We start from the raw sequence: 4,901 nt of genomic DNA on the forward strand, positions 1-4,901 counted from the left end.
TATCGATGGTGCGGAAGGTGACCGGCTTGCCGCGCGCCGCCTCGAGCACGTCACGGTAGAGTTTCTCCTGCGCCTCGGCACGCGGAAAGGTCGAGGCGACCATGAACTGCAATTCGGTACGAAACAGGCCGATGCCGGCCGCACCTGCCTCGGCCAACTGCGGCAGGTCGACGGCAAGTCCGGCATTCATCAACAGATCGACCTGGACACCGTCCCTGGTCGTCGACGGCTTCTTGCGCAGCTCGCGGTAAACCTCTTGCCGGCGCGCACGGAACCGCACCTTTTCGGCATAGGCGGCTTCGAGATCGGATTGCGGCCGCAGATGGATCACGCCCTCTTCGCCATCGACGATGATGGCGTCGCCGTTTTCCGCCATGGAAACGGCGCCCTTCATCTGGCCGGCAACGGGAATGCCCATGGCCCGCGCGACGATGACGACGTGGCTGGTGGCAGCCCCGTCCTCGAGCACCAGCCCGCGCAATTTGTCGCGGGGATAGTCGAGCAGCTCGGCGGCGCCCATCGAACGAGCAACGATGATGGCGTCCTTCGGCAGCGAATTGGCGACATCCTCCGGCCCGCGCCCCATCAGCTGGCGCAGCAGCCGGTTGGCGAGGTCGTCGAAATCGCTCATCCGCTCGCGCAGATAGGGATCGGTCATGTGCAGCATGCGCGCGCGCATGTCGCTCTGCACCTTTTCCACCGCAGCTTCGGCTGTCAGGCCGTTGCGGATCGCCTCTTCCAGGCGCCGCACCCAGCCTCGGTCATTGGCGAACATGCGATAGGCTTCGAGCACCTGGCGATGTTCGCCCTCGAAGGCGACGTCGCGGCGCTCCAGCATGTCATCGATGGAGAGCCGCAGCGAGCCTAGTGAGGTCTCAAGCCGCCGGACCTCTTCCTCGCTGTCCTCGTTGAACAGATTGGTGACGACGATGCGCGGCTCGTGCAGCACGACATGGCCAAGCCCGACACCGTCGTTGAAGGACAGGCCGGTGAAGCTGACAGGCCGGCGCAGGTCGAGTTCGAGGCCAGGCCTGGTCAGCCGCGCCAGGTCGCCGGTGGCGATCATCTCGGCGATGACCATGGCGGTGGTTTCCAGCGCCTCGACCTCGTCATCGCGATAATGGCGCATGGTCTTGTTCTGCACGACCAGGACGCCAAGCGTGCGCCCTGCCCGCAGCACCGGCACGCCGAGGAAGGAGTTGTAGATCTCTTCCCCGGTCTCCGGCAGGTAGGCGAAAGCCGGATGTTCCTGGGCGTTCGACAGGTTGAGCGGCCGAGCGCTTGCGGCGATGGTGCCGACCAGGCCCTGACCGAGCCGCAGCTGCGCCAGGTGGACGGCGTTCGGGTTCAGACCCTCGGTGGCGTAGAGTTCGAGCACCGAATCGGCGCGCAGCACGTAGAGCGAGCAGACTTCGGCGACCATGTTGGAGGCGATGTCGCGCACGATCCGGTCGAGCCGCTCCTGCGGCTCCAGCGGCTCCTGCATGAGCTCGCGGAGCCGTTTCAGCAAAACGCGCGGGCCACTGGCCTGGTCACGCATCGCGGCTTCTTCTCCAATGGGCATATTGCCCGCCGCAGTTTCCACTGCGACCGGCGCACACGCAACAACTCAAATCGTTCTCGCTACTGCTTATCCAGACCGTAGACGGAATGCAAAGTGCGAACCGCMAGTTCTGTGTACGGACCGTCGATCAGTATCGAAATCTTGATCTCGGAGGTGGTGATGGCGCGGATATTGATCGCCTTATCGGCCAGCGCCTTGAATGCGGTGGCGGCGACGCCGGCATGGCTCCTCATGCCGATGCCGATGACCGAAACCTTCGACATGCCGGCTTCCGACTGCACGACATCGTAGCCGATCTCGGCTTTCAAGCGCTCCAGCACGACAAGTGCCTTGTCGACGTCTCCGGAAGGCACCGTGAAGGTCATGTCGGTGAACTTGCCGTCCTCGGAGATGTTCTGGACGATCATGTCGACATTGATGTTGGCCTCGGCCAGCGGCCCGAAAATGCCGGCGGCGACGCCTGGACGATCGCCGACGCGGCGCAGCGAAATCTGGGCCTCGTCCTTGGCGTAGGCAATTCCGGTGACGACCTGCTGTTCCACGATCTCTTCCTCGTCGCAAATGAGCGTTCCCGGAGGATTGAGCAAATCCCCCATTCCGGGCGCGTCGGGATCGTCGAACGACGACCGCACGAAGGTACGCACCCTGTGCACCATGGCAAGCTCGACCGAACGCACCTGCAGAACCTTGGCGCCGAGCGAGGCCATTTCAAGCATTTCCTCGAACGAGATCTTGGCCAGCCGCCGCGCCTTGGGCTCAATGCGCGGATCGGTGGTGTAGACCCCGTCGACGTCGGTGTAGATGTCGCAGCGGTCGGCCTTGACCGCCGCGGCGATGGCGACAGCACTTGTGTCGGAACCGCCCCGGCCAAGCGTGGCGATACGATTGTCCGGTCCGATGCCCTGGAAGCCGGCGATGACGGCCACCTGGCCTTCGCCGAAGCGCTTGATCAGGAAGGCACCGTCAATGTCGAGGATGCGCGCCGCGCCATGCGCGTTGTCGGTCTTGATCGGGATCTGCCAGCCCTGCCAGGAGCGCGCATGCACGCCCATGTTCTGCAAGGTTATGGCCAGCAGGCCCGCCGTGACCTGTTCGCCGGARGCGACGACSGCRTCATAYTCGCGYGCGTCGTGCATCGGCGAGGCTTCGCGYGTCCAGSCRACCAGYTCRTTGGTCTTGCCGGMCATCGCCGAGACSACCACSGCCACYTCATGGCCRGCRTCGACCTCGCGTTTGACRTGRCGCGCCACATTGCGGATGCGGGCGATGTCGGCGACGGAGGTTCCGCCGAATTTCATCACGATACGCGCCATGGAAGCGAAATGCCTTTGACTGAAGCCGGCCCGGAGCCGAAAACGGAGGAAAGCGCCCGGCTCTCGCCCGCCGCTGAATGCGCGGCCTCCTTAGCCAAATGCATTCGGTTTCGCAAGGCTGGCGGCGGAATGCCGGCTCAAGAAGACGGCATATTGCCTTCCGGGGCCGTGCCGCTTACCAAATGCTGCCCGCGGGGAATTCCTTTTGGTTCGGCATAACAGATGATTGCTCGTCTTCGACGCGCCATGCGATTGCAATCGCTGCCGCTTGCCGTCGGCTTCGCCGTGCTGGCGCTGATCGTCGGCACCCGCGCCCTGCTGGTTGAAGGCCAGAGGGCCAACCGTGCCGCCGCGCGCGAGACAATCGAATACCAGGAACAGCTTTCAGGGCTGCTTTCATTGGCGCAGGATGCCGAGGCCGGCCAGCGCGGCTACCTACTGACCGGCGAGAAATCCTACCTCGAACCGTATCAGAAGGCTGTCGATGCGATCCCGGGGCAACTTGCCCGCATCGATGCCATGACCGCATCCAACGATCAGCTTGCCCCGCAGGTCGGCCACATCAAGGACGCGCTGGCGCAAAAGCAGGCTGAATTGTCCGAGACGATCGCTCTCTACGACAAGGGCGATGCGACCGGGGCCTTGCAACTGGTCCGCAGTGGCCAGGGCAAGGCCGCCATGGACGAAATCCGTGCCAGCATGGATACGCTCCGGCGCATCGGCGCCGCCGACATCGCCGCGCGCGACGATCATACCGACCAGGTCGAGGCCTGGCTGCGCATCGGCTCACTGGTCGCGCTGCTGGCGATCTTCCTGCTCGGCGCCTACACGATCCGCCAATCCCGCCGCCGCTTCCGCGAGGTCGTCACCGGCCAGGAAGAGCTGATGCGCAAGAACATCGAGCTCGGCAACGAGATCCAGACACGTGAAAAGGCCGAATCCCAGCTGCGCCAGATGCAGAAGATGGAGGCCGTCGGCCAGCTGACCGGCGGCATCGCCCACGATTTCAACAACATGCTGGCGGTGATAATCAGCGCCATGAACCTTGCCCAGCGCAAGCTGAAGCGCGGCGAGAACGACATCGAGAAATTCATCGAGGCTGCGACGGATGCGGCCGGCCGTGCAGCCAATTTGACCTCCCGGCTGCTTGCCTTCTCGCGCCAGCAGCCACTGGCGCCGCAGGTGGTCGACACCAACCGCCTGGTGACGGGCATGTCCGACCTTCTGCACCGCGCGCTCGGTGAAGGCATCCGCATCGAAACGGTGCTGGCGGGTGGCTTGTGGAAGACCCATGCCGACCCCAGCCAGATCGAGAATGCCATCCTCAACCTGGCGGTCAACGCGCGTGACGCGATGGGCGAAGAGGGCAAGCTGACCATCGAGACCGCCAACAGCCATCTCGACGACAGCTACGCCGCCACCCATGCCGAGGTGATCTCCGGCCAGTATGTGATGATCGCGGTCAGCGATACCGGTGAGGGCATGTCGGCGGATGTGATGGCCAAGGCTTTCGAGCCTTTTTTCACCACCAAGCCGGTCAACAAGGGCACGGGACTTGGGCTGAGCCAAGTGTTCGGCTTCGTCAAGCAGTCGGGCGGCCACGTCAAGATCTACTCCGAACCGGGCGAAGGCACGACGATCAGGATCTATCTGCCGCGGTTTTTCGGAGCCGAGGAGCCGGCAGCGCCCGCCGGGCTCGGCAAGAGCACTGCCAAGGTCACCGAAACAATCCTCGTCGTCGAGGACGATGTCCGCGTGCGGGCCGCCACGAMAGAGGCGATGCGCGAACTCGGCTACACGGTGATCCACGTTGGAAGTGGCCAGGAGGCCCTTCAGAAGCTGGCGGAGACACCTGGCATCGCCCTGCTTTTCACGGACATCGTCATGCCGGTGATGAACGGCCGCAAGCTCGCCGAGGAAGCGGTCGCGCGCCAACCCGGCCTGAAAGTCGTCTTCACCACCGGTTTCACCAGGAATGCCGTCGTCCACAACGGCGTGCTCGACCATGACGTGCACTTCCTGGC

The 4,901-nt window shown here is 64.1% G+C and carries 3 protein-coding genes; 1 reads left to right on the plus strand and 2 read right to left on the minus strand.

All coding sequences use genetic code 11. From position 1 onward, the window contains the following. The coding region (locus AC1DX0_RS31135; protein WP_477358278.1) for a phosphoenolpyruvate-utilizing N-terminal domain-containing protein at window positions 1-1,540 on the minus strand (1,540 nt) is incomplete at its 3' end. Between the two features lie 83 nt (window positions 1,541-1,623). Further along, window positions 1,624-2,877: an aspartate kinase gene (locus AC1DX0_RS31140; protein WP_477358280.1), complete on the minus strand. Its 1,254-nt coding sequence runs from the start codon at window positions 2,875-2,877 to the stop codon at window positions 1,624-1,626. Window positions 2,878-3,099: 222 nt separating this feature from the next. Here AC1DX0_RS31140 and AC1DX0_RS31145 point away from each other — a divergent pair. After that, on the plus strand, window positions 3,100-4,901 hold a 1,802-nt coding region (locus tag AC1DX0_RS31145; protein ID WP_477358282.1), incomplete at its 3' end, for a CHASE3 domain-containing protein.

The sequence above is a fragment of the Mesorhizobium sp. P3_A9 genome (assembly GCF_056402975.1).